The sequence below is a fragment of the Methanobrevibacter sp. genome (genome assembly GCF_045577275.1).
GTDB lineage: Archaea > Methanobacteriota > Methanobacteria > Methanobacteriales > Methanobacteriaceae > Methanobrevibacter.
Genome location: NZ_JAZNIB010000228.1, coordinates 1 through 1,941, shown reverse-complemented (window position 1 = coordinate 1,941; position 1,941 = coordinate 1). Strand labels below are relative to the sequence as shown.

Annotated in this window: 2 protein-coding genes; both read left to right on the top strand. The window is 36.1% G+C overall.

Features of this window, described 5'->3' with window-relative positions; all coding sequences use genetic code 11:
* Positions 1-219 precede the first annotated feature (219 nt).
* Positions 220-819, top strand: coding sequence for a flavodoxin family protein (locus tag ACKI67_RS06460; RefSeq protein ID WP_407462627.1), 600 nt, complete (start codon positions 220-222; stop codon positions 817-819).
* 147 nt (positions 820-966) lie between these two features.
* Positions 967-1,941, top strand: a 975-nt coding sequence (locus tag ACKI67_RS06455; protein WP_407462626.1) for a flippase, incomplete at its 3' end; no start/stop codon positions are given.

Sequence of the window (1,941 nt, the reverse complement as noted above, 5' to 3'; positions counted from 1 at the left end):
TAATATTTTAAAAAAATAATGAATAAAATTGATGATATGCAAAAAATTGATGTATAACGAAGTAAACCGAAAATCAGGACTAAAACCCGAGAAAATCAAAAAAAATTCAAAATTCAAAATCAAATTTTTGACATGATTGTTCAATCATTTTTCTAAAATTATATTCATATGAAAACATATAGTCATATTAAATACAATAATAATTAAAGGAGTCAAAATATGAAAATTCTTGGAATTTGTGGAAGTCCACGTGAAGGTGCAAGTGAATTCTTATTGAAGAGGGCATTGGAAGAGCTTGAAAGTGAAGATTCATTTGAAACAATCTTTATAAGCGTAAGGGATAAGGACATTTCACCATGCACTCACTGCAACGATTGTGTGGAAACAAAGGGAAAATGTTCAATTCATGACGATATGGATGAAATCTATGATGCCCTTAGGGAAGCTGACGGCATAATCCTCGCAAGCCCTGTTCATTTTGGAAGCATATCCGCTCAATTGAAGGCCGTCATTGACAGATGCCAGGCTATGATTATGGAAGACCTGGACATATTTAAAAACAAGGTAGGTATTTCAATAGTTGTTGGCGGCGACAGATCTGGAGGTCAGGAGTTGGCTATCCAGCAGATTAACACATTCTACCTTTTGAATAAGATCATTCCATTAAGCGGAGGATCCTTTGGAGCCAATTTAGGAGCGTGCCTATGGTCACAGGATGATGGTGCTGAAGGTGTTAAGAAAGATGAGTATGGGCTTAAGACATTGGATATGACAATAAGCAATTTTAAAGAGTTTTTATTGGAGTTTAAAAAACAATAGCTATCCATCTTTTATCAAAACATATATAAGTAAAAATTTATATAATAAAAGTAATTTATAGTAAATGGACATTTAATCACAATTTAATGTTGATTTACTGCTTTAAAAAATAAACAATAAAACTTATTTTTATATTTAGGTGTAAATATGGGCGAGGCAACCGGAGGTTCTAAGGTAGCTAAAGGAAGTGCTATAATATTTATTGGAAATATTATCTTCCGTGTAGGAGGATACATCTACCGTTTCCTTATGGCATCACTTTTAGGACCTGCAGCATATGGTATACTTGGGCTTACAACTCCATTTCAGGGAATATTCCAGGTATTATCTGCAGCAGGGCTTCCACCGGCAATAGCTAAATACGTTTCTGAATACAATGCTCTTGATGAAGAGGATTTGGCTCGCCAAACTGTCTTTACGGCATTGAAGATAATGGTCTTTTTAGGATTTTTCTTTGGGCTCATTATGGTATTCGTTGCCGCACCTATCATTACAGCATATTTCCAAAAGCCAGAGGCATTATTGCCACTTCAGGCTGTTGGTCTTATCACACCATTCAGTGTAATCGTTGGAGCTTTCAGAGGTGCATTCCAAGGGGTATACAAAATGGAATATATCCTTTATACACGTGCGATTGAACAGATCTTCATGATTCTCTTTGCTACTGCACTTGTAATACTTGGTTTATCTACCTTTGGTGCAGTATTAGGTTCTGTGCTTGGTTTTGCAGCATCTGCAGTATCTGCAGTTTACATATTCAAAAGGTATATGGGAAAATATATCCCTCCTGCAAATCCTGACTTCAAATTCACATTGAGACAGGAATTAGGCCTTGCAAAGAAACTCCTTTTCTTCTCAATTCCAGTTACAATCACTGCACTTGCTGAAATGGGTATCTACAGTATCTGCACATTGCTTATGGGAGGATTCTTAGCTGCATCTGCAATCGGTTACTTCACAGCTGCAGACCCTATATCAAGACTTCCTTTGATTGTATCAAGTTCCCTTGCTACAACAATTCTTCCTGCAGCATCTGAAGCATTTGCCTTAAAGGATCAGGCATTGCTTGAAAAATATGTAAATGCATCCTATAAGTATGGAATGTTCTTTGTTATTCCAATG

What these genes read in the sequence shown, in the direction of transcription:
- ACKI67_RS06460 (WP_407462627.1), top strand. Translation starts at nt 220, where the DNA reads ATGAAAATTCTTGGAATTTGTGGAAGTCCACGTGAAGGTGCAAGTGAA.